20 protein-coding genes are annotated in these 23501 nt (G+C 50.6%); 10 read left to right on the top strand and 10 right to left on the bottom strand.

The features are described from left to right. The 6 genes from L691_RS0108515 to L691_RS0108490 all read right to left on the bottom strand — a co-directional run. A partial coding sequence (locus tag L691_RS0108515; RefSeq protein WP_025689977.1) for a SufS family cysteine desulfurase occupies positions 1–1043 on the bottom strand: 1043 nt, incomplete at its 3' end. Beyond that, positions 1040–2341 (bottom strand): Fe-S cluster assembly protein SufD, encoded by a 1302-nt coding sequence (gene sufD, locus L691_RS0108510; RefSeq protein WP_025689976.1) that lies wholly within the window; start codon positions 2339–2341, stop codon positions 1040–1042. The genes L691_RS0108515 and sufD, both read right to left, overlap by 4 nt. Positions 2342–2366: 25 nt before the next feature. Then, the gene (gene sufC / locus L691_RS0108505) at positions 2367–3149 is read right to left on the bottom strand and encodes a Fe-S cluster assembly ATPase SufC (protein WP_025689975.1); all 783 of its coding nucleotides are present in this window, start codon (positions 3147–3149) and stop codon (positions 2367–2369) included. Between the two features lie 227 nt (positions 3150–3376). Then, positions 3377–3949: a DUF1802 family protein gene (locus tag L691_RS0108500; RefSeq protein ID WP_025689974.1), complete on the bottom strand. Its 573-nt coding sequence runs from the start codon at positions 3947–3949 to the stop codon at positions 3377–3379. Between the two features lie 235 nt (positions 3950–4184). Next, complete coding sequence (locus tag L691_RS0108495; RefSeq protein ID WP_025689973.1) at positions 4185–4646, bottom strand: Dps family protein; 462 nt, start codon at positions 4644–4646, stop codon at positions 4185–4187. Between the two features lie 301 nt (positions 4647–4947). After that, the gene (locus tag L691_RS0108490; protein WP_025689971.1) at positions 4948–5250 is read right to left on the bottom strand and encodes a YunC family protein; all 303 of its coding nucleotides are present in this window, start codon (positions 5248–5250) and stop codon (positions 4948–4950) included. A 203-nt stretch (positions 5251–5453) separates the two neighbouring features. Between L691_RS0108490 and L691_RS0108485 the strand changes: the two genes are divergently transcribed. Continuing rightward, positions 5454–5999 (top strand): hypothetical protein, encoded by a 546-nt coding sequence (locus L691_RS0108485; protein ID WP_156934198.1) that lies wholly within the window; start codon positions 5454–5456, stop codon positions 5997–5999. A gap of 115 nt (positions 6000–6114) precedes the next feature. Here the strand turns inward: L691_RS0108485 and L691_RS0108480 are convergent, their stop codons facing one another. Further along, positions 6115–6495, bottom strand: coding sequence for a DUF423 domain-containing protein (locus L691_RS0108480; RefSeq protein ID WP_025689968.1), 381 nt, complete (start codon positions 6493–6495; stop codon positions 6115–6117). A gap of 160 nt (positions 6496–6655) precedes the next feature. Between L691_RS0108480 and L691_RS0108475 the strand changes: the two genes are divergently transcribed. After that, positions 6656–7102: a hypothetical protein gene (locus L691_RS0108475; RefSeq protein WP_025689967.1), complete on the top strand. Its 447-nt coding sequence runs from the start codon at positions 6656–6658 to the stop codon at positions 7100–7102. A gap of 45 nt (positions 7103–7147) precedes the next feature. Here L691_RS0108475 and L691_RS0108470 read toward each other — a convergent pair whose 3' ends face one another. Together L691_RS0108470 and L691_RS0108465 are read right to left on the bottom strand one after the other, a co-directional pair. Beyond that, positions 7148–8062: a hypothetical protein gene (locus tag L691_RS0108470; protein ID WP_025689965.1), complete on the bottom strand. Its 915-nt coding sequence runs from the start codon at positions 8060–8062 to the stop codon at positions 7148–7150. Positions 8063–8232: 170 nt separating this feature from the next. Further along, a complete protein-coding gene (locus L691_RS0108465; protein ID WP_025689964.1) occupies positions 8233–9828 on the bottom strand; it encodes an amidohydrolase in 1596 nt (531 codons plus the stop codon). 288 nt (positions 9829–10116) lie between these two features. Between L691_RS0108465 and yhbH the strand changes: the two genes are divergently transcribed. The 7 genes from yhbH to L691_RS0108425 all read left to right on the top strand — a co-directional run bounded on the left by yhbH (position 10117) and on the right by L691_RS0108425 (position 20006). Beyond that, positions 10117–11280 carry a sporulation protein YhbH gene (yhbH, locus tag L691_RS0108460; RefSeq protein ID WP_025689963.1) on the top strand — a complete coding sequence of 388 codons (1164 nt, stop codon included), beginning with the start codon at positions 10117–10119 and terminating at the stop codon, positions 11278–11280. Between the two features lie 590 nt (positions 11281–11870). Beyond that, positions 11871–13745: a glycosyltransferase gene (locus tag L691_RS0108450; RefSeq protein WP_025689961.1), complete on the top strand. Its 1875-nt coding sequence runs from the start codon at positions 11871–11873 to the stop codon at positions 13743–13745. A gap of 79 nt (positions 13746–13824) precedes the next feature. After that, on the top strand, positions 13825–14865 hold the full coding sequence (locus L691_RS0108445) for a LacI family DNA-binding transcriptional regulator (RefSeq protein WP_025689960.1): 1041 nt from the start codon (positions 13825–13827) through the stop codon (positions 14863–14865). Positions 14866–14967: 102 nt separating this feature from the next. Beyond that, on the top strand, positions 14968–15630 hold the full coding sequence (gene pgmB / locus L691_RS0108440; RefSeq protein ID WP_025689959.1) for a beta-phosphoglucomutase: 663 nt from the start codon (positions 14968–14970) through the stop codon (positions 15628–15630). Positions 15631–15669: 39 nt separating this feature from the next. Further along, positions 15670–17988, top strand: a complete 2319-nt coding sequence (locus tag L691_RS0108435; RefSeq protein ID WP_025689957.1) for a glycoside hydrolase family 65 protein — start codon at positions 15670–15672, stop codon at positions 17986–17988. A gap of 89 nt (positions 17989–18077) precedes the next feature. After that, the gene (locus L691_RS0108430; protein WP_025689956.1) at positions 18078–18923 is read left to right on the top strand and encodes an AraC family transcriptional regulator; all 846 of its coding nucleotides are present in this window, start codon (positions 18078–18080) and stop codon (positions 18921–18923) included. Positions 18924–19139: 216 nt separating this feature from the next. Then, positions 19140–20006 carry a DegV family protein gene (locus L691_RS0108425; RefSeq protein ID WP_025689955.1) on the top strand — a complete coding sequence of 289 codons (867 nt, stop codon included), beginning with the start codon at positions 19140–19142 and terminating at the stop codon, positions 20004–20006. 60 nt (positions 20007–20066) lie between these two features. Here the strand turns inward: L691_RS0108425 and L691_RS0108420 are convergent, their stop codons facing one another. After that, a complete protein-coding gene (locus L691_RS0108420; RefSeq protein ID WP_025689954.1) occupies positions 20067–21653 on the bottom strand; it encodes a PAS domain-containing hybrid sensor histidine kinase/response regulator in 1587 nt (528 codons plus the stop codon). Positions 21654–21969: 316 nt separating this feature from the next. Between L691_RS0108420 and L691_RS0108415 the strand changes: the two genes are divergently transcribed. Beyond that, the gene (locus L691_RS0108415) at positions 21970–23367 is read left to right on the top strand and encodes a SpoVR family protein (protein WP_025689953.1); all 1398 of its coding nucleotides are present in this window, start codon (positions 21970–21972) and stop codon (positions 23365–23367) included. Positions 23368–23501: the final 134 nt, after the last annotated feature.

The following is a 23501-nucleotide window of genomic DNA, read 5'->3' as shown; positions in this document are numbered from 1 at the left end:
AGCACAGTGGCTACGTCATGCGGGTGAACATCCCCCCAATTGAAGGTTATGACGCCCACTTCCCGGTTACGCGGTCCGTAAATCGATATTCCTTCAACTTCGGCCAGACGCTGCTCCGCATAGGCCGCGAGCTTAATCTCATGCCGGTGAATCTCATCCAGACCGACCTCTTGAAGGAAGTCGATCGCCGCTCCCAAGCCGACTGCGCCCGCGATGATCGGGGTGCCGCCCTCGAACTTCCAGGGTAGTTCCTTCCAGGTCGAATCGTAAAGGCCGACGTCATCAATCATTTCCCCGCCAAACTCAACCGGTTCCATGGCTTCAAGCAGCGCTCTTTTGCCGTAAAGGGCTCCGATGCCGGTTGGACCGCACATTTTGTGGCCGGACAAAGCATAGAAGTCGCAGTCCAGATCCTGAACATCCACCTTCATATGCGGCGTGCTCTGCGCGCCGTCAACGACCATGACCGCGCCGTGGCGGTGAGCGATGGCCGCAATTTCTTTTACCGGGCTGGTGACGCCCATTACATTGGAGACATAGGCAATGGAGACGATCTTGGTGTTGTCCGTAATTGTCTTCTCGGCATCCTCCAGCAGAATGGTTCCGTCTTTTTGCAGCGGAATGAACTTAAGAGTCGCTCCCGTCTTCTTGGCAAGCTGCTGCCACGGAATCAGGTTACTGTGGTGCTCCATCAGGGTAATCACGATCTCATCGCCCTCGCCGACGGCGGAAGGCCCGTAAGAGGAAGCTACCAGATTAAGAGCCGTCGTTGTACCGCGGGTAAATACGATTTCTTTGGTACTATGGGCGTTAATAAATCTGGCAACCTTCTCTCTGGCTCCTTCATAAGCATCGGTTGCGCGGCTGCCCAGCGTATGGACGCCGCGGTGAACGTTGGAATTATCATGCTCGTAGTAAGCCTTGATCGCTTCAATTACCTGCCGCGGCTTCTGCGATGTCGCCGCACTATCCAGATAAACGAGCGGGTGACCGTTAACATTCTGGTCTAGGATAGGGAATAGTTCCCGGATAGAGCTGTTCATTGGCCCAACTTCCTTTCCACAAGAGACTTAAGCTGATTACGCAGTCCCTCAAGTGGAATTTGCGACACAACCGGCGCAAGGAAGCCGTAAATAACCAGTTTCTCCGCGTCCGAACGCGAAATACCGCGGGACATCAGATAATAGATTTGTTCCGGATTAACCTGCCCTACGGAAGCGGCATGACCTGCGGTCACATCATCCTCGTCTATAAGCAGAATCGGATTGGCGTCGCCGCGCGCCTTAGGGCTAAGCATTAGTACTTTTTCCGTTTGCTGGCCGTCAGCGCGCGTTGCGCCTTTCTCGATTTTGGTAATGCCGTTGATAATCGACGTGGCGTTCTCACGCATAACCGCACGGGTAATCATATTGCTTGGCGTGTTCTTGCCGAAATGCTGCGCCTGCGTCGTGTAGTTGAGCTTCTGCGAGCCTGAGCCCACCGCGATGACTTTTGCGTCGGAGCTTGCCCCGTTGCCCTTAAGCACCGACTTCGTGTCGCTGGCTGTATCGCCGTCGTTCATTTCGCCGACAATCCACTCGACCGATCCGTCATTCTCCACGATCGCGCGGCGATACGTTACATCCGTAGTATCAGCGCCGAATTGATGCACTGTCGCGTAGCGAACCTTCGCTCCGGCGCAGACGAACACTTCCACCGCGCCGTTGTGAAGTCCGGCTTCGCTCTTGCCCGATACATAGTTGTCAACATAAGTTACCGAACTGTTGCTGTCCGCAACGATCAGAACATGGGGAGCAAATGAAGCCTCCGCGTCATCTGTCAGGAATACAGCCTGAACCGGTGTATCGACCACTACATTTTTCGGAATGTACAGGAATACGCCACCGTTCCACAGCGCCGCGTGCAGAGCCGCAACCGAATGCTCCTCCGGTTTGACCGCAGTGTGCAGGTACCGCCGCACCAGCTCTCCGTGCTCCTTAACCGCAGTGTGCAGATCCGTGAAGATTACCCCCTGATCCGCCATCTCAGGTGCAAGCCGTGTATAGACCGCTCCAGAATTCCGTTGGATAATAAGGCTTCCTGCCTCCGAGCTGCCTACTAGCGCGGCAATGGCGGAGGGCGCTTCGTTCAATGCGGCGATCGCCGCGCCTTCTTTATAACTGCCGTAATTGTTAATATTCCAGCGATCAATCCGAGTCTTCTCCAGCTTCGGCAATTCCAGTTCCGCGGCCAGCTCCAGCGCCTTAAGACGGCTTTCCTTCAGCCATTCCGGCTCGCCGCTTCTCAGCGACAGTTCGCTTAATCGGCCGGCATCCACCGGAAGAATGGTTTGCGTAGTCATTATGGTCTCCTCCTTCCAAGCGTTCTTAAGCTTCCTGCCCTACAGTTTCATCTTCGATCCCCAGTTCTTCTTTCACCCATTCATAACCATCGGCTTCCAATCGCTCGGCAAGCTCAGGGCCTCCGGATTTTACGATTCTGCCTTGCATCATAATATGAACAAAGTCGGGTTTAATGTAGTTAAGCAGACGTTGGTAGTGAGTGATAACCAGGAAACCCCGGTCTTCGCTTCGCATGGAGTTTACACCCTGCGCGACAACCCTCAGCGCGTCGATATCCAGACCCGAATCGATTTCATCCAAAATCACAATTTTCGGTTCAAGCAGCAGCATTTGCAAAATTTCGTTGCGTTTCTTCTCGCCGCCGGAGAAGCCTTCATTCAAATAGCGGTGCATGAACTCCGGATTCATCTCCAAATCCTTCATCTTGCCTTCCATTTGGCGGATAAACTTGATCAGCGAAATTTCACTTCCCTCTTCGCGGCGCGCATTGATCGCACTGCGCAGAAAGTCGGAGTTCGTTACGCCGGCGATCTCGCTTGGATACTGCATAGCAAGGAATAATCCGGCGCGGGCACGCTCGTCAACGGACATCTCCAGCACATCTTCACCCTCAAGGGTTACGGTTCCTTCCGTCACTTCATATTTCGGATGACCCATCAGCGAAGACGCCAGAGTACTTTTACCAGTGCCGTTCGGGCCCATGATGGCATGAACCTCCCCGCCCTTCATCTGAAGGTTAAATCCCTTCAAGATCTCTTTCCCCTCAATCGTCGCTTTCAAACCCTCAATGACAAATTCTGCTGCCATAACGTTCATTCCCTCCATTGATCGATTTGCGAAATCAGAAATATTGTAACAGGCTGCCCTGATCCCAACACCATGTTTTATAGTGCTTATCAAATTATAATGATTATAAATTGATTCTCAGTGATTATCAATGATTTTCACTCATTTTATTATAATAAACCCGTATTTTCAAACTGAAATTTTCATTTTCATGGATTTTTCAGGAATTGCTCATGATAATTGTCATATTATTGCCCTAATATGAATTTAATACTTCTTCGCTTTTCTTCGAAGGCTTCATCGCTCAATACAGGATTTAGCGAAGTATTATCCGGAGGAACCGCAAGCTCGATCCAGGAACGGCATCCGCCGTATTCCGGAAGCATCTCGATTTCGGCAGGCTTCTCCAGCGTGTATACTTTGAGCAGCAATACGTGCAGGGGTTCCTTCGCCTTCCATTTCAGCCGTTCCTCGGCCAAATTCCCGGTCCACATATGATAGGGGTTAAGCCGTTCAAGCTGTTCAAAATCGCGTACCTCAAGATCATCGACGGCCTCGGCATAAGTGGTGATCCTCACATGGCTGGCCCCGGCATCAATTTCCGAAATTGAACGTTCCACAGAAGCCCGGTATGGCTCCTTGACCAGATGGGTTCGTTGATGCTCGTAGGTCGGAAACAAATAAAAGGAATGGCTCTTGAGTTCGAATCGCCGGGTTTCTTCCTTGATGCCTCCTTTTCGCAGAAGCATAATTTGCTCTCCCCCGGAAAGAACATCAATGGCTGAGGCCCATTCTTTTAAAGCGACAGGGTTAAGATTCATCCCTTATCTCTCCTTCCCATCCTTGATTTCTAACTGCTTATGTATCTATTATAGCGTCATTCGCTCCATTTCGACAGGCTGATGTTAAAGAACCTCCCGTCAAATCCTGGATAGGCCGGAGCTGCCCTGAAGTTAAGAAAGTTGTCTGAAAAATAACAGAAAAAGCCTCCGCGAGGGAGGCTTCTCTATAGTAGCAAAAGATTTTCGCAGTGGATAACACCGGCTAAGCTTGATCTCAGCCGAGGAAAGAGCGCAGCATCCAGGAATGCTTCTCGAAATCACTGCGTATTTTGATGAACAGGTCCGCCGTAGGCTGATCGCTGGATTCCTCTGCCAGTTCAATGCCTTCAGTTAACTCTTCAGCTATAGTCGTAAAGTCTTCAATCAACGATTGAAGCATGGCGCGGCTGTCTTCCTTGCCGGTTGCTTCCTGAATCGTCGCAATCTCAAGATACTCCTTCATAGTCGCCGCAGGTGTTCCCTTAATGCTCAGCAGGCGTTCGGCTACCTCGTCCATTTTCTCAGTAACTTCATCGTAAAGCTTTTCGAACTTAACATGAAGGGTGAAGAATTGCTCGCCTTTTACAAACCAGTGGAAATTGTGTAATTTGACGTACAATACGTTCAAGTTAGCGACCTGCCGGTTTAGCACTTGCTCGATAGAGGTAGAACTCACTTTGTTCGTTGCTTTAGCCATAGCTTATCCCTTCCTTTATCCAAAATTTTAGCCGGCTTGTTATTGACGGTCCGGCCCCTGCACCGCTGTCTAATGTCCAATTACCCTTATGCTCGGCTTGGCGAAACCCTAAAAAATCGAATATCCAAAATTTTGTCTAAACACAGGCTATGTTCCTTTCTAACGTAGAATGCTCGGAGAAGACCTTGCTTATCCGCCTCATCCTCTTTTTAACACCGTTCACTTCTTTCATAAATGTGCAACTTATTCCTGCATCTATTAAAAAAGGGCCTTTCGGCCCCATTCATTCCGCAGTATTGAACTAAATCATCTTAAGCAGAGCTTCGGACCCTTTCATCCCGGGAACTATCCCAAGCTTCTCCGCTTCTACCGTAACCGACTCCAGGGGAGCTTCAAGCAGCTGCTCCAGCGTCCGAACTCCTACCGCTCTTCCTGCAATGATGCCCCGGTCTGCCAGGCGTTCGTTAAGCAGCCCGACATCAAGCGCGCCGCACATAATATATCCTCTATCATTGCTGATTGTCAGCAGTGTCGTTTTGGGCAGCTTCACTTCAACTCCAAGCATTATATGACCGCCAACTGCAACTGGAACCATTGTCACCATGTATAGGCACCTCCCTCATTGTCATACCCGTTGTATGTTTATGCCTGACGGGAAGCGGGCGTGTGGACGATGGTCCCATTTTTTCAATAGATACCGGAGACATAAGACCTATTTTTTTTCAAACTCCACTCTATAACTATTTCATGTTTAATGTTATAGTTTATATACAGAGAACCATTCCTATGAACAAAGCTGGGGGATATATGGACAATAAAATGCTGAGTGCAGACGAGCATTACTTGTTTAATGTCGACATCTTGATAAATGCCCGTACCAATCGGCTTGCACTGCAATATTTGCTTGAATTAATGAACAGCAGCGATGTTGTCAGCGACTTCAGAATTCAATCGGAACTGCCCTTGGGAAAAAACATTGACAGCCTTCTTGATCCCCTGCAAACGATATCCAAGCAGGAACAAGCTCATCCTGGAACACAGCCTGGCATTCGCCCTGCTGTACTTCCGAAGTCTGCCGTACCGCCGCAAAGTCCCGTTTCGCCGGCAAATCCCGGCAATGAACCAGGTAATGGCAAGCCGATTGAAAGTCATGCCGACCCTCTCGGCCAGATTCGCGCATTTATCCGGGACAATCGGCTCGTCCGGTTAAGAGCCAACCGTCAAGGCAAGCAGATATCCATGCCATGCCGTATTCTGAATTTCGACGAAGCAACCGCCACGCTTAACGTCTACCACGTTGACGAGAAACAGGTTTACACGTTCAGGCTGAATGAAATCGACGAGTTTTTGTAAAATCCAAAAGGGCGCCTAGACCAAATAGTCTAAAGGCGCCCTTTTGGGCTTATGGCTTATTGTTGGCACCGGAGCGCCCAGACACGCCTTTTCAGCGAATTTCTTTTCAAAATAATTATGCCTTTCTACGGGAAAAGGCCTCCAGCGCAAGCAGCAGCCAGCCTGCAATGAAGCATACTCCGCCCAGAGGGGTTATTGCCCCCAGCACTTTGATTCCGGAAATACTCAGCACGTACAGACTGCCTGAGAATATAATGATTCCAGCTAGCAGCAGCCAGCCCGACCATCTCAGCCGTGAACTCTCCCCCCATTGCCCTGCGGCAATGCCGACAATCAGAAGTCCCAGCGCATGCACCATATGATAATGCACACCCGTTTCATACACAGCCATAGCGCTCTCCCCAAGCGAGGATTTCAGGATATGGGCGCCAAAAGCCCCTACCGCTACCCCCAGCATGGCGAGTAAAGCCCCTAAGCCGATAAATGTACGTTGCAAATAAGACAACTCCTTATTTTGTACTGTATATTTCCATCATAACGGATAGGAAGGCTCCAAATCCAGTATCCTCATATTTGTTCCTTTTGCTTGCATTTAACGCCGCTTTGTGAACAATTGGATATATACATAACATCCGAAAAGGAGTGCACCAATTTTTATGAATGATCAAGATTACTCGGAAAATCACGCGCCGCAAAATGCAGCCATTCCCGGCGACAACAATTCCGGCTATGCGCCCTACCGGGAGGAACCACGGGTCCTCAAGCATTCCGGTCCAGGCATCGCTTCTTTTGTCATTGCGATGGTTGCGCTGGCGGGATACATCGTCTCTTTCATAGTCGCCGGAACCTTAATCGCGCCAGTGTTAGATGAAACGGGTGTGCTGAAAGGCGAAACAAGCGGAGCCTTCCTGTTTCTCGGCCTGGCCATACTTGCGCTTGGGGCGCTCAATGTCATCGGCGTAGTGGTGGGCATCATCGGTCTTGCCCTGCGCGGAAGGCGCAAAGTATTCGGGATTATCGGCACGGTCATCAACGGGTTAGTCCTGCTTGTGTTCCTGCTGCTTATCGCAGTGGTTCTGATGAGTGCAGGCTCCCTGCAATAAGGAGAGAGCCGCCGCTCTCCTATAGCGGCGAATTTACACAATGGATTACCGGTTCACAAGCGTACTCAGCGAAGCAAAGGCATGCGGCGGAAAACCTTCCGTGGCATCGCCATACGGAATATTCATTCTAATGATGTATCCCTGTCCGTCAATTTCGGTTACGATATATTTTCTCGTTCCGCCATTGCCGGAAGCGGTTAGAAGCAGCCGCGCATCTGGCAGCTGACTTGCTCTCTCTTGACCCTTCAGCTCCTTGACTTCTCCGGTCTTGGACAATTCTTCACGCCCTTCAACCAGCAAAGCATCAAGGTTAAAATCCGAAGAAAGCTTCTCAATGTCGGCATAATAGCCGGGGTCCGCCTTCAAGTAAAGTCTTCCCTTTGCCGAGTCGAGGGCAAGAATGTCGAACACATAGAGCGAGTATCCGTCGCCTGGTGCGAGTGTCGCGGTCTTTACTTCACGGCTGCCTTCAAGCATAAGCTCCAGCCGCTTCGTCTGCGGCAGTCCGGTTTCCTTTCCTGTCGCGCCGCCCGAGGCGGCCAGCTTGGTGAGCACCCGCTGCTTGAGGGAAGCGTCGCCATTCACCGCTTTTTCCACGTATTCAAAAACGACTTGGTCCTCTTCATTCAGCGTTTCCGGTATGCTCTCCATTCCGGCTCCGAGCTCAAAGGTAACCGGACCTTCCTCCGTCTGAATTTCTATCGAATGGTTGTCGATTTGTCCATTATAGACGCCGGTTCCCTTAATCGCCTGCGTTTCCCCGCCTGCGGGAGCGCTCGGTAAGGGGGAAGGTTCGGGCGCCGTGGTCGGTTCGGGAATTGCCGCGGTCGTGGCCGTCGGCGAAGCCGTGACGGGCGCATCCGTTGGGCCTGCCGCGGGCTTATCTCCTGTGCAAGCTGTGAGAGCAAGCAAGAATACGGCAAAAGCAGCCGCGACCGAAATGGAACGTTGTGGTTTCATGAAGTTCTGCCTCCTTAAGCTTCTCGTGCGATGCACACTTATCCTTTTAACGTCCCATCCCGCGCCAAGGTTGCAAATGAATTTTTCGGAGTTACTTGAAAAAGAACGCGAGACGGACTTTGCAGCGTAAATGACAGCCCGTGCAACCAGAGACCTGTCTTACTATGCTCCTAGCGGGAAGCGCTGTACGCGATTCTGCCGTTAACTACCGTCATCCGGGCTTTGGCAGCAAGCATTTCCTCCGCGCCGACCGAAATGTCCCGGTCAATTACAGTGAAGTCGGCGCGCATGCCCACGGCGATGCATCCGCGATCCTGCGCTTCTCCGGCGGCAGCGGCGCTTCCTTCGGTGAACAGCCGGAGCGCTTCCGCCGCCGTAAGCTTTTCTTCCGGTAAATAGCCGGAATGGGTCTCATCCGGTTTGCGGCGCGTCACAGCCGCATGCAGGCCAAGAAAAGGATTCAAAGGCTCAATCGGCGCGTCGCTTCCGCCTGCACAGGTAATGCCTGCGGCCAGCAGCTTCCTCCAAGCGTATAAATATTTCTTCCTCTCCTCGCCGACTCGATCAAGCACCCACGGAAAATCGCTGGCGACAAACTGGGGCTGGATATCGGCAATCAGCCGCAAGGCCCGCATTCGTTCAACGAGCGCCGCGTCCAGCACCTGAGCATGGATGAAGCGGTCCGGCAGCGGCGCATCCTTCGGCAGCGGCGCGCTTTCCATTGCGGTCAACGTCATATCGGCCGCCGCATCGCCGATAGCGTGAACGGCAACCGGGAAGGCACTCCGGCGTGCTGCGGCGACGATCTCATCCAACCTCTCCTGGGTATGAATGGCAATACCGGAGGTATGCGGCGCATCGCTGTAGGGCCTGGCAAGCAGCGCCGTCCGTCCTCCAATCGCGCCGTCGGAGAAGAGCTTGACCGCGCCGATACGCAGCCATTCATCACCATCGCCAGGGCGAAGCCCTAGCTCCTCCGCCTCCTGGAGGAACGGATAGTACAGCAGCTGATGCGTGCGGAAATAGACTCCCTCTTCATGCAGCTCCCGGTGAATTCGCAGCATCGTATCCATGCTGCCGAGCAGGCGCAGGTCCTCGGTATGTGCTCCGGTCAGTCCCAGCGACAGCGCGTGCTGACAGGCCCGCCGCATGGCCGCTTTTAAGACATTATAGCTCGGCACAGGCTGGACCGCCGTAAACGGAAGCGAGGCGTCTTCATAGATCAAGCCGTTCAGGCTGCCGTCCGCATCACGGCCGTATGCGCTGGAAGGGGAATCTGGCGTCGATTCCGTCACCCCCGCAAGGCGAAACGCCTCGCTGTTGCCAAGGTAGGCGTGAAAGCAGGTGCGTGTAAGAAATACCGGATGCCTGTCCGTAATTTCATCAAGCTCACGCTTGTGCGGAGCTTCCGCCGGTCTGAACTCATTTTCATTCCAGTTAAGCCCGAGAATCCAGCCGCCCGGGGGAGTCTTTTTCACACGTTTCGCAATCATTCTCAACATTTCTTCCTTAGAGGTGATGCCCGTAAAGTCCAACATATCCAGTTTCATACCCTGCATTCCAAGATGCAGATGGGAGTCTGTAAGTCCCGGCAGCACATAGCCCCCGTCCCAATCGACGGTTCTATAATCCCGCCCCGCCAGTTGAAGCTTCAACTCGCGCTTCGTTCCGATCGCCGCTATGATTCCGTTCTCACTATATATAGAATCCGTGGCGGCCTGTGCGCCTTTTATTCCTTTTCCGTTCGTGAATAAAATGCCTGACATCGTTATTCCCCCTCATTGCCCTCTACTGCCTGAATGTTCGCAATTTCTCGAATATAGGCTAACATAACGCAAACCGGAACTTCGCCGCAAGCCCGTCATTTTGCATTTTTCTAAGCCTCCATCTCCGCTCAGCTAAGCGCACATATCCCTTGCGTCCGTGAATATACTTTAGGTACAACTGCTAAGCTGCCGTCGGCCCGGCTATTATCACACCCTAGTAAAACATCGGTTACCGCTGCAGTCCGCGAGTGAATTTCGTTTCTTACATTCCATAGGAGGTGGTCATCTTTGTCACAATCGTCGCAGCCTTTTTCGTTTGTTGTCTCGAAAGAAGATTGGTCCCTGCACCGCAAAGGCCATCAGGATCAGGAGCGTCACCAGCAGAAGGTCAGGGAAGCGATTAAAGGCAATTTACCCGATCTCGTTACGGAAGAGAACATTATCATGTCCGACGGAAAGCAAATCGTCAAGGTGCCGATCCGCAGTCTGGATGAGTACCGGATCATTTATAATTACCGCAAGCAGAAGCATGTCGGCCAGGGCGACGGAGACAGTCAAATTGGCGATGTGCTTGGCAGGGAGCCGGTCCAGGCCGGTCCTGGCAAAGGGGATAAAGCAGGCGATCAGCCTGGACAGGATTTGGTGGAGGCAGAGGTCGATTTGGAGGATTTGGAGGACATTTTGTTCCAGGAATTCGAGCTGCCGCATTTGAAGCCCAAGGACAAGGAAGAAATCGAGGTCCAGTCCATCGTCTTCAATGACATCCGCAAAAAGGGCATGATGTCCAACATCGACAAAAAGCGTACCCTGCTTGAGAACCTGCGCCGCAATGGCAGAAGAGGCATGCCGGGAATCCACGGTATCAGCCCCGACGATCTGCGCTACAAGACCTGGGATGAAACGACAATTCCGCATTCCAACGCAGTCATTATCGCGATGATGGATACTTCGGGCAGTATGGGAACGTTTGAAAAATACTGCGCCCGCAGCTTCTTTTTCTGGATGACCCGTTTCCTGCGCCGCCAATATGAGAAGGTCGAAATCGTCTTTCTGGCCCATCACACAGAGGCAAAAGAGGTCAGCGAGCATGATTTCTTCACCCGGGGCGAGAGCGGCGGTACGATCTGCTCATCGGCATATCAAAAAGCGCTCGAAATCATCGATAAGCGTTATCCGCCTTCCAAGTACAACATCTACCCTTTCCATTTCTCGGATGGCGACAACTTAAGCTCCGATAACGAGCGCTGCGTCAAGCTGATCGGAGAGCTGCTGAAACGAAGCAATATCTTCGGGTACGGCGAGGTCAACCAGTATAACCGCAGCAGCACCCTCATGTCCGCATACAAACACATTAAGCAGCCGCAATTCATGTACTATGTCATCAAGGATAAAAAGGAAGTGTACCAGGCGCTAAAGACCTTTTTCGGCAAAAAGGAGACGGCGGGGCGGTGAGCAAGTCTTACAGGGGTGCATGTCTTTCCAGACCACCCGAGGACGGATCGGTCCTTGCTTTCGGTCTCGCTGTAATATTTCCCATCCCCCGAATTTGAATCAATTGTTTTTCACACTCAAAAAAGCTTCCTGACGTATACGACAGAGAAGCTTTTTTCCTCACGTATGAATGTAACCTCGATTGCTTTACCGATACAAATTTTAGTATCTTCCGAATGAATCTTATGCTCTCCATTTTTTCCTAATCTAAGATACATTGGGCCTATTATATTGAACACTTTGCTTTACTATTTCTCTCACTTCTACCGGATCACCAGGACAGCAAACAGTCATAATAGGCAGGGCTCTCATAATAGCGATATCTAACAGCATTCTGTTCAGCAATTCCCACATATAGAAAACGGTCTGGAAATGGTATGTGAAACCTTCATCATTCCGGCTGATTAAGCCGACAATATAGTTGAGAATTAAATACTGCATTAACAGTATAATAAAAGCAACCGCCTATAGATAATATTACGACATAGACCGACAATAATTTAATAATATTTCAAAAAAACCTTATTTCATAGAAATGCGAGGAAACAACAATGAAAAATAATAAGAAGCTGGATATGAATCAACAAATCAACCTCGATCTGCTGCAAATCAATGAACTGTTGGCCAATGAATCCGCCGATGCGGCATTTACCAAATATTTAGAGCTCATTGAAACGGTGGAGAGCAAAGAATATGACATTGAAGTTAGCTTAAAAGCCGAAGTCTATAAAAATTTTGCCTATTTACTTTTTAGTGCTGCTGAATATGAATATTTTTTCGAAATGCTTATCAAAGCGCAGAGGTATGGATACTCAAAAGATGAAATAGAATCATTTCTGCGGGAGGCTTTTATTGAGCCCAATTTAGGTGAGTTTCAAAATATTTACGAGACGAATATACAGTTCCTACTTTCAAATCAATATATGAATATCGAGAAAATATTAGATTTTCAGGAATTACCTTATTGGTTGCTTCCCACTGGTGTCGAGAATGAGTATTACCTGTATGATAAAGAAGAAAAACTTATCCAGGACAAGATCGCTCTATATAAACACCAGAATTTGCAGTCGCTACCTGCTTCAAATGCCTTCGCGGATTACTTGTTAATTACCGGTTGGAATTGGAATTCTATTCTAACCTGTTCAAATGCCATTAGAAAATTGGGCAAAAAAACATATGTCATTCTAAACAAACCTGAGATATTTCTTTCATGCCTGCAAGGCGCTTTGCTGGATGAATCTATCGTCTCGGATATGTTGTTTTTCGATGGTTATACCGGCATGAACGAATACTTTAAAAGCTCCGGTGCATTTCTCCCAAGAAATATTATTGATCTTACCGGGAAGAACGACAAAGGTATAATAGTTGAGAAAATTCATAATGATCGGATTCGAAAAGAAAATAGAAAAGGCAATCAGATCCTGCTGAGTATTTGCATTCCAAGCTTCAATAGAGGAAACCGGGCATATGATACCGTCACCCATCTATTACAAAGCTGTTATGATGAAGAGATAGAACTCATTATTTCCAATAATGGAACCCAAAATAGCACTAAGAACTACTATGATCAAATTAGGGATTTAGATGACTCAAGGGTAAAATATTTCGCTTTCGAGGAAAATCAGGGATTTGCTATTAATTGTTGTAAAGTATGTGAAATGGCAGAAGGCGATTTTATATTATTATTAAGCGATGAAGATTTATTGAATATGGATGTACTGGATCAAATAATGAGCAATTTGCATAAAGCAAAAGAAACACTGGCCCTTATGAAGACATCTTCCGCTTCCCAGTACAAGTTATCCAACCTGACCGCAACTCCAGGAAAAGATGCATTGTTGCAATTTATGCTGACTTCCAATTACATATCAGGTCTTATATTGAACAATAATCTTCTCAAGCAAAATAAAGGGATTGAATACATTAAAGAAAATATAAAAAATAGCACGTGTTTCTACTATCCCCATATGTATTGGGAGCTCCTCTTATCTCAATATGGAAATGTCCAGAGCACGAATCTAGCACTGGTTGTTGAAGGGAAGGCAGAAAAAACCGAAGTTGAAGAAGTAGAAATTGGCGGCGGTGAGATTTCCATTCCTTACTATGCATCAATCGAGGGAAGACTAGAGCAGCATGAGGGTTTTTCTAAAATTTTCAAAGATATGGAGATATGTCAAACGGATACCGATGTTTTTAGACAAATGTACATCAGGCTCTGTGGCAAAACCTTGTTTTTGACGAGGCTCTCAATAGATACATTCTATAAAAAAACCAATTCGGATACTCAAGAATTGTTGGATAGAGTATATAAATCTATCTCCAGTGAAGAATTTTACATAAAAATGGTTAACAATAATCAAGATAACTATCGACATGATTTAGAAATAATCAAGCATTATTATATCCAATCTAAAAATCGTTTGTAATTATTTGGAATGTTATTTACAATTGCATGCACTTCGATTATGATAAGTTTAAGCGAGCGTTTTCACAAGGAGGTTCTCTATGACAGTTACCATCAAGGACGTGGCCAGAAGAGCGGGCGTTTCGCCCTCCACGGTTTCCCGGGTATTGTCGGGCCATCCGAGGATCAGCGTGGAAACCTCCCGTAAGGTCAAGAGCATTATGGAGGAAATGGGCTACCATCCGAATATCATGGCCAAGAGTCTTGTGTCGAAAACGACGAACAGCATTTGCATCATCCTGCCAAAACCGGCTGAAGAATTGTTCACCAATCTGTTCTTTATGGAATTGATCCGCGGGATTGTCACACAGGCAAGCCGGTCGGGCTACGATGTTCTGATCAACTCCGGCGCGACGGAGAAGGAAGAACTTGAGGCGGTCTCCCGGCTGCTCAAGGGACGGCGCGTCGATGGTGCGATTCTGCTCTACTCGCGGAAGGATGACGCTGTGATCGATTTTTTGAAAAATAATGGGTACCCCTTCGTGCTGGTGGGACGCAGCGACAAGTATGATGATATTCTGTCAGTAGATACCGATAATCTGATGGCCGCCTATGATGCCACGAATCACCTGATCTCCATGGGGCATAAGCGGATCGGCTTCGTCAGCGGTCCTCCGAACCTGATTGTATCGCGGGACCGGCTTGAGGGCTACCGGAAAGCTATGGAGCATAGCGGACTGGAACTGAAATCCGAATGGATTGTGGAAGGAGAGTTTCTGCAGGATAGCGGCTATCGCGCTATGTCCTTCTTCATGAATCTGCCGAGCCGCCCCACGGCGCTTGTCGTTGTAGACGATATCGTTTCCTTCGGAGTTCTCCGGGGGTTGAACGAGCTGAATTACAGTGTTCCTGCAGATTTGGCGCTGGTCAGCTTCAACAACATCCCGCTGGCGGAACTGTCCACCCCGCCGATCAGCAGCATCGATATTGGAATTTACCATCTGGGCTACACGGCTTCCCAGGTCTTGATTCAGGCCATTCAGAAGCAGAATAATGAGCCGGGCTTGACCAGACGGTTCATTATTCCCCATCGCTTGATTGTACGCGAATCTTCCATGCTCTCTCCCGCAAGAAGTGAATAAATAAATGAAGCATTACTTCGGCGCTTCATTTATTTTTTGAGCCTTGTACAAACGTTTGCACTCTCCATTGAATATACCAAATTGACTTAAAGGAGAATGATCATGACCGAAATTAAGGCTTGTCTGTTTGATCTCGATGGTGTGCTGGTCGACACCGCCAAGTATCATTACATCGCTTGGAAGGAGCTTGCGGATCGCCTCGGCTTTGAATTCACAGAGAAGGATAATGAACGCCTGAAAGGCGTAAGCCGCGCCGCGTCGCTGAATATTCTGCTGGAGATCGGCGGACTGAATCTGGACGATGCCGAAAAAGCCAAGCTGGCCGAAAGTAAAAACAACCGTTACGTGGAATATATCTCGGCGATGGACAGCTCGGAGATTCTGCCAGGGGCTCTGGCTTTTCTGGAGGATTGCCGAAGCCAGGGTATTAAAATCGCGCTGGGCTCCGCAAGCAAGAACGCGATGACCATCCTGAATAACACCGGACTCACGCCATATTTCGATGCGATTATTGACGGAACCAAGACATCCGCCGCCAAGCCCGATCCGGAAGTATTTCTGCTTGGAGCCGAAGCTCTCGGCATCCCCCCGGTAAACTGTGTCGTCTTTGAAGACGCCGAAGCCGGGATCGAGGCAGCCAGCCGCGCTGGAATGGCGAGCGTGGGCATCGGTTCACCGGAGACGCTCGGGGCCGCAGCCCTTGTTGTTCCTTCCCTGCTGGAAATGAGCGTTGCCCGGCTAAAAGAAGCTTTTACCGCCGTTTAAATTCAGGTCATTAATTGATATTAAAAGGAGCCGATAAGTATGAAACAATACTTGAAAATCGATGAATGGTCAATCATTGAGGAATCCTTCGATCCGCACACTCAAGAGATTTCCGAAAGCGTATTCAGTCTGGGCAACGGCTACATGGGCGGACGTGCGAATTTTGAGGAGAAGTACAGCGGGCCCAGTCTACAAGGCAGCTATATGGCCGGCGTGTACTATCCCGACAAGACCCGGGTCGGCTGGTGGAAGAACGGCTACCCTGAATATTTTGCCAAAGTATTGAACAGCACCAACTGGATCGGCATCGATATCGAAATTGACGGAACTCCGCTGGATCTGGCCGCTTCAACCGTATCGGAATTCCGGCGGGTTCTAAATATGAAGGAAGGCACGCTGTCCCGCAGCTTCACCGCCGCCCTTGAAAACGGCAAAGAGGTTAAGGTCGAAAGCATCCGCTTTGTCAGCATGACCCGCCGGGAGATCGGCGCGATCCGCTATTCCGTTACACCGCTTAATTTCTCGGGAACGATTACCGTGAACCCTTACCTGGATGGAGACATCAAGAACAAGGACTCCAACTATGACGAGAAGTTCTGGAACGCGGTGGAGAAAAACAGTTTCCCAAACGGCGGCTATCTGACGCTGAAGACGAAGAAGCTCGATTTTCATGTGACAACTGCCATGGCGTATGATATTGCCGTTGCCGGAGAGAAGCTGGAAGCTGAGGCCGAGTCGGTACTTCTCGAAAAATATGTGGGAAACATCGTTCAGGTTCCTGTCAAAGAATGCGAGCAGGTCGTCATCTATAAATATACAGCAAGCGTAACTTCCCGCAATTACGGACTGGGTCAGCTTGTGGAAGCGGCGCAAAGCGCGCTGCAATCAGCCCGAGATGCCGGTTTTGTAGCCCTGCTGACCGAGCAGGCGGAAGCCTGGAAGGATAAATGGAAAGAAAGCGACATCATTATTGAGGGCGACCCCTCCGCCCAGCAGGCGATCCGCTTTAATATTTTTCAATTAAACCAGACCTATACCGGCGAGGACGACCGGCTGAACATCGGACCCAAAGGCTTCACCGGTGAAAAATACGGCGGCAGCACCTACTGGGACACGGAAGCCTACTGCGTTCCCTTCTATCTTAGCACCGCAGATTCTTCCATTGCCCGCAACCTGCTGATTTATCGCTACAAGCATCTGGAGCAGGCCAAGGAGAATGCCCGTAAGCTCGGCTTCACCAAAGGCGCACTGTATCCGATGGTGACGATGAACGGCGAGGAATGCCATAACGAATGGGAAATTACTTTTGAGGAAATCCACCGGAACGGGGCGATCGCCTATGCCATCTACAACTATGTAAATTATACCGGCGACAAGTCGTATCTGGGGCAATACGGACTTGAGGTCTTGGTGGAAATCTCCCGTTTCTGGGAAGAGCGCGTACACTACGTGCCGCATAAAGACAAATACGTCATGCTCGGCGTGACCGGACCGAACGAGTACGAGAACAACGTGAATAACAACTGGTACACGAACCGGATTGCCGCCTGGACCATGGAGTATACGCTGGAAGCGCTCACCTACTTACAGGAAAATGAAGAAACGCGCTATGCCGAGCTGGTCGACAAGCTGGGGCTTTTGGAAAGTGAAACGGATAAATGGCAGGACATTATCGCTAAAATACACTACCCGTTGGACGAGGAAAAAGGCATCTTCCTGCAGCAGGACGGATTCCTCGACAAGCAGATCATTCCGGTCAAGGAGCTTGCGCCCGAGCATCTGCCCCTGAACCAGAAATGGTCCTGGGACCGCATTTTGCGATCCTGCTATATCAAGCAGGCCGATGTGCTGCAAGGGCTGTATTTCCTAAACGACCGTTACGACCTGGAGACGAAAAAACGGAACTACGACTTCTACGAGCCAATCACCGTACACGAGTCCTCCCTCTCTCCCTGCATCCATGCGATTCTCGCATGCGAGCTCGGCTACAAAGAGAAGGCCTACGAAATGTACTTGCGGACCTCCAGGCTCGATCTCGATAACTATAACAATGATACCGAGGACGGCTGCCACACCACCAGCATGGCGGGCACCTGGATGTCGATTGTGCATGGCTTCGGTGGACTTCGGGTGTTGGGCGGCCGGCTTGTGCTGAAACCGTCCAACCCGGGCCACTGGACATCGTACTCCTTTAAGATCATGTTCCGCGGCTCCCGGCTTAAGGTTACTGTTACCGACCAGGAAATTATAGTTGCCAACGAAACCGAGATCCCGGCTGCGATCACGATCTATGATCAGGAATACACCGTTGGCGGACTTGGCACGGTAACCTCACAGGACACGCCCGCAATTATTTAGTGGTACTGCGTTCTGACATGCACCGCCGGGAAATCTACAGCTTCATATCCAACGATCCAAACCGTCTGGGGAAGGAGTTCACGCTCCTCATGAAGGACGCGCTCGAATATATGGAACACCATATGACGGAACCAGTGAACATGGATGAAATCGCCAGAGCGGCCTGCTCTTCGCCATTCCACTTTCAGCGGTTGTTCAATATGCTGACCGGCGTGACCGTTGCCGAGTACATCCGCAAGCGCCGGCTGACGCTCGCCGCGCAGGAACTGGCGATGACGCCGTCCAGGGTGCTGGATGTCGCGCTCAAATACGGCTACGACTCGCCGGAGGCATTCGCCAAGGCGTTCCGCAAAGCACACGGCATTACTCCCTCGGCGGCACGCGAGCCGGGGACGGTCCTGAAGGCTTTCCCCCACCTCTCCTTCCACTTATCCTTGAAGGGAGACAAAGAAATGGATTACCGTATCGTACACAAAGTAGCGTTTACCGTAGTTGGTAAAACGATGAAGACCTCTTGCCGCGAAGGAGAAAATTTGCGGGAAATCCCGCTGTTCTGGCTAGAATGTAACAAGGACGGCACCTACGATAAACTTCTCGAACTGGGAGGGGGCGTCCATGATCTGCTGGGAATATGCGCCGAAATGAATCATGAGCAGGAGACGCTTACTTATTGGATTGCCGTAGAGAGCGGCGCACCCGCCCCGAAAGGCTACTCCACCACCGTCATTCCGGCTGCAACCTGGGCGGTCTTCACCTCCGTCGGCCCTATGCCGAGCGCGATTCAGAGTGTATGGGCGCGGATCTTCCAGGAATGGTTCCCAGGGACCGGCTACGAGCATTCAGGCGGACCCGAATTCGAGCTGTACCCGCCGGGAGATCCTGCTGCGGAAGATTACCGGTGCGAAATATGGATTCCAGTCATGACAAAATCTTAACAGACTCAAACATTTAATGAACGAAGAAACCGGCTGGGCACATGCCATCTATGTGTCCGGCCGGTTCTTTTGCTGCACCATTGATTCCAGAACACTGGTAGCTACAGCCAGAGGGTTTAAGGTTTATGATTGCGCTTAAGCTTGCTATAATTTAAGTAGAAACAAGGTATGTATACAGATTCAAGGTTATCCGATCATCCTGTGAAGGAGAATTTCATGCCTAACGTAAAGATTTTTACAGACAGCACATCCGATATGCCGCAAGGCTGGAAAAAATCCTATGATATCGGCGTCGTTCCGCTTTATGTCGTGTTTGAGGACGCCACATACAGAGACGGTGTAGATATCACGCCGGACGAGGTCTACCGTAAGGTGACGGCAGCAGGCGCACTGCCTAAGACGGCGGCCCCTTCGCCTGCCGACTTTATGAATGCCTTTGCTCCTGTGATTGAGGAAGGCCGCGATATCGTCTATCTTAGCCTCTCTTCAGCCCTGTCCTCCACCTATCAGAATGCTCGTCTTGCCGCAGAGGAATTTCCGCCCGGACGCGTTAAGGTAGTCGATTCCGGCACATTATGCGGAGGAATCGCCCTGCTGGCCGTGAAGGCGGCGAAGGCGGCTCTTAGCGGCCGCAGCTCAGGAGAGATTGTCTCCATGCTGGAGCAGAGCCGAGAACGGCTCAGCACCGAGTTCGTTATTGACACGCTCGATTACTTACATATGGGCGGCCGCTGTTCGGGCATGCAGAATGTTATCAGCAGCCTGCTTAAGATTCGTCCGGTGCTTCGATTGGCCGACGGCAGCATCATCCCCGTGAGTAAAATCCGCGGCAAAAAGGAAAAAGCGGTGGAACAGATGCTCTCTCACGCCTTGCCGGACATTGACCGGATGGACAAGGAACTGCTAATCGTCGCGCATACGCAAGCGGAGAAAGACGCCAAGTTTCTGGTTGACGCCCTTAAGGAGGCTACAGGAGCGGAGGAAATTGCCGTGATCGAGGCGGGCTGCGTGATTGGCAGCCACTGCGGGCCGAATACCGTCGGGATGATGTACCTCACAAGAGACAGCCGCGATACGAAATAATACTGTGCACTAATGCCGAAAACCTCCGCAGCCTTAATCAAAGGACCGGAGGTTTCTTCATCATTTATATAATAATCCTGTTACTTCCGCTGCCTCTTCTTTCACGAAGGGCAGCATGAATCTAAAGATGGAACCGCGCGCTTCCTCGCTCTCCACAAAGATCGTTCCGCCCATCAGTTCCACGAGCTGTTTGCAGATTGCCAATCCTAAGCCCGTGCCCCCGTATTTGCGGTTAATCGATGGATGTAATTGAGAGAATGACTGGAACAGCAGACCGAGCTTATCCTCGGCAATGCCGACGCCGGTATCCCTGACGGAGAATTCAAGCAGATAAGTCGGTGATTCCGGAAGCAGAATGTTCTTGACAGACAGCGTCACGCTGCCGTTCTCGGTGAATTTCAGCCCATTACCGACCAGATTGACGATAATCTGCCGAAGACGGCTCGGGTCGGCCTTGATCATCTCTGGCACACTTGTATCCGCCCACCAGCGAAGCGCCAGCCCCTTCTCCTCCGCCTTCGGAGTAAACAGGTCAATGACGGCGCCGAGCATCTCTCTGAGGTCGAACTGTTCGGGCTCCAGCGGCATCTTGCCGGCTTCAATCTTACTGAAATCGAGAATATCGTTCAAAATATTCAGCAGACTGTAGCTGCTGCTGCGCAGAATCTCCGCATACGTCCGCTGCTCTTCCCCCAGTTCGCTCTCCAGCAGCAGATCGGCCATCCCAATCATGCCGTTCATCGGTGTCCGGATTTCATGGCTGATCATGGCCAGAAACTCCGACTTTGCCCGGGATGCCTGCTCCGCCGATTCTTTTGCCCGGATGATTTCCCGCTCGTTCGTAATATCGCTGAAGGCCACCACCACACCTTCAATATGGTCATGTTCCGTGATCGGGGACACCCTGTAATTCACCCAAAAGCTGGTGCCGTCCTTACGCCAAAAAATCTCCTCATGCATGCTACGGGGAGACCCATCCTCGATCGTCATCATAATCGGGCATTCCTTCGGGCAGTAGCTGGAGCCGTCGGGCCGGGTATGGTGAATATGCGAAAGGCTGTGAATGCCGATGATCTCTTCGCTGGAGTATCCGAGCATAAGCATTGCGGTTCTATTAATGAAGATGATTTTGCCGCTTCTGTCGATTCCGAAGATGCCTTCTGTAACCGAGTTCAAAATCAAGCTTCGTGAGTCCCTGAACCCGGAATCCCGCTCTGAATGAGTGGATCCCGCCCCGGCTTCGTCATATACTGCCGAACCGTTCAAGTCCGTAATATTCCGGATAACGGCAAATATGCCGACCACTTCGCCCTCCGTTCTGACTGGAATATAAGTCAGTTCCGCCGAAGCGACGACGCCGGATTTTTTGATAAACTTTAATTGACATGAAGACGTCTCGCCCGCGCAGGCAAGAGAAAAATGGCGCCCGGCTTCGGTCCGGCTTCCGAACAAAAGCGCTTTGTTCTGAATCCCCGCAACCTCCCTGAAGGTGTAGCCGGTCAGTCGTTCAGCGGAGCGATTGGCGCCGATGCAGCGGCCCCGAAGATCCAGAACGTAGATGCAGTCCGGATGCTGCTCGTACAATTCTTTATACACGCCGTCTTCGGCTATTAATTGTTTTAAGACAGAAGCCTTATCCTTATGCACGGTCCACTTCCTCTCTTAACTAACCTAACGCCTCCGCAAAGGGCATTTAGGGCAGGCACTTTGCCAGGGACCCTGCGCGTCACTACACCCATAATCCAATTCGTAAGCGCTGCCGCCGATCCGACAGGCGAGAATCGTCAAATAATGTAGAATCCGAGTAGAGGTAAGAACATTATATCAAAAATTACAGAATATTTACCGGATATTTTGTTAACTTTCGTGGTTGGCTGGCTCATATTTGTGGGGATCTTTCCATATACATCTTGTGAACGGCTCTGCCGCTAACAGGATTCACAGGTGGAAAGGAGATGGGTACATGCCCAGCGATGAGATACAGGCGCTTGAGAAGGCTATAGCCGAGATTACGGAAATTGCCTCCGGGTTCGGCCTGGATTTCTACCCCATGCGCTATGAAATTTGCCCCGCTGATATTATCTATACATTCGGGGCTTACGGAATGCCGACCCGTTTCGGTCATTGGAGCTTCGGAAAGACGTTTCACAAGATGAAATCCCAGTACGATTTCGGGCTGAGCAAAATATACGAATTGGTCATCAACTCCAATCCGTGCTACGCCTTCCTGCTTGACGGCAACTCCCTGGTCCAGAACAAGCTGATTGTCGCCCATGTGCTGGCGCACTGCGATTTTTTCAAAAATAATATGCGCTTCTCCCAGTCTAACCGCAATATGGTCGAGAGCATGTCGGCCACAGCCGACCGGATCGCCGAGTACACCATCAAATACGGAACGGACACAGTCGAGAGCTTCATCGACGCGGTTCTGGCCATTCAGGAGCATATCGATCCGAGCCTGATTCGGCAGAGTAAACGGGGCAGCGCCCAGTACCTGGAGAAGCCGGAGAAGCGGCCCAGAGAACGCCGCGAACCGAAAGAGAACTGGGTCAATGCCAGTCCTTATGAGGAGCTTTGGCAGCTCGACAAGACCGAAGCGTCCGCCGAGAAATCCGGAGCCGGGTATAAGCCCTTCCCTCCGGAGCCGGAGAAGGATATGGTCTGGTTCATTCAGCATTACTCCACAGCGCTTGAGGATTGGCAGCGCGACATTATGACGATGCTGCATGACGAGATGCTCTACTTCTGGCCGCAGATGGAGACGAAGATCATGAACGAAGGCTGGGCTTCCTACTGGCATCAGCGCATCATGCGGGAGCTGGACCTGACGCCGGAGGAGACGGTGGAGTACGCCAAGCTCAATTCCGCTGTCGTGCAGCCCTCCCGCCAAAGCTTGAATCCGTATTATCTGGGCCTGAAGATCTTGGAGGATATCGAGCGGCGCTGGGACCGGGATAAAATCTTCGAGGTGCGCGAGCTGGATTCTGACATTTCCTTTATCCGCAGCTACCTGACTAAAGAATTGGTCGAGGATCTCGACTTGTACATCTTTGAGAAGAAAGGGCCGGAATGGAAAATCACCGACAAGGCCTGGGAAAATGTCAGGGAGCAGCTGGTGCAGGCGCGCATTAATGGCGGTTCGCCCTATCTGGTTGTGCAGGACGGCAACTTCGAGCGAAACGGCGAGCTGTACATCGTCCACCGCTATGAGGGCATCGAGCTGGATCTGAAGTATCTGGAACGCACGCTCCCTTATATTTACACCCTGTGGGGCAAGACCGTCCATCTGGAGACCGTCATCGAAGATAAAAAGGCGTGCTTCTCCTATGACGGCAAAAAGGTGCTGCGGAAGTTCGTCTAAAGATCATGCGTATGCGCCGCGAAAAAAAGGCCAAAGGCCCGGGGACTCGTCGTCCTCGGGCCTTGCTATATAGAAGCGGGTTCACTGCTTTATTCGTTGCCGGCATCCATGTCAATAATTTCCACGTATTTCGG

Source organism: Paenibacillus zanthoxyli JH29 (genome assembly GCF_000520715.1).
GTDB classification, from domain to species: Bacteria; Bacillota; Bacilli; order Paenibacillales; family Paenibacillaceae; genus Paenibacillus_AQ; species Paenibacillus_AQ zanthoxyli.
The sequence above is the reverse complement of the archived record's forward strand: the minus strand, read 5'-3'. Positions and strand labels throughout refer to the sequence as shown.